Origin of the sequence: Mycobacterium interjectum, from assembly GCF_900078675.2 — a bacterium.
GTDB classification, from domain to species: domain Bacteria; phylum Actinomycetota; class Actinomycetes; order Mycobacteriales; family Mycobacteriaceae; genus Mycobacterium; species Mycobacterium interjectum.
Window position 1 is genome coordinate 1 of the sequence record NZ_LT546243.1, and the last position, 908, is coordinate 908.

General features: G+C 73.0%; 1 protein-coding gene. It reads right to left on the reverse strand.

What is annotated here, in order from left to right:
* Positions 1 to 153 precede the first annotated feature (153 nt).
* On the reverse strand, positions 154 to 908 hold a 755-nt coding region (locus BN4348_RS58995; protein ID WP_066917770.1), incomplete at its 5' end, for an oxidoreductase.

The window sequence follows — 908 nt, forward strand, 5'->3', positions numbered from 1 at the left end:
GGGCTGCGCCGACGGCGCGGCCGGCCGCACCGTCGACGCCGCGCGGAAGGTGGCGCACCGGTTGTGAGGCAACGAGGCGGTGCCGGGGCAGACCTCGCAGATCTTGCCGCGGCGTGGGAAAGCGACGTGCTGCCCGCGGTGCGCGGCTGAGGCTCAGCCGTAATTGGTGCCGCTGGTCAGCCCTTCCCATTTCGCGATCTCCGCGGCGCGGGCGTCCGCGACGTAGCGGTAGATGGCCAGGGCGTCGGGGCCGAGCAGCAGGAAACCCGGCGGCTCGCTTGACTCGACGGCCGCGATGATCGCCGTGGCCGCCTTGGCCGGGTCGCCGGCCTGGTTGCCGTGCATGGTGTCGTTCTCCTTGCGCCGCTGCCCGGCGGTGGCGGCGTAGTCGTCGATGACCGCGGCCGACTGGGCAAGCGAGCGACCGGCGAAGTCGGTGCGGAAGGCGCCGGGTTCGACGACCGTCACCGAGATGCCCAGCGGCGCGAGCTCACCGCGCAGGGCCCCGCTGACGCCTTCGATGGCGGCCTTGGCCGCCGCGTAGTAGCCGGATCCCACCGGGGTTACCGTCGCGCCGATCGAGGAGATGTTGACGATCGCGCCGCTGCGCCGCGCCCGCATGCCGGGCAGCACCGCCTTGATCATCGCGACCGCGCCGAAGAAGTGCGTCTCGAACAACTCCCGGACCTCGGCGTCGTCGCCCTCTTCGACGGCGGCGCGGTAGCCGTAGCCGGCGTTGTTGACCAGGACATCGAGGCCGCCGAACCGCTCGTGGCCCCGCCGCACGGCGGAGGTGACCTGCGCGGGCTTGGTGACGTCGAGGGCGACGGCCAGCACCCGCTCCGGCGTGGTCTCGGCCAACTCGGCGACCTTCGCGACGTCGCGCGCGGTGACGACGGCGTTGTGGC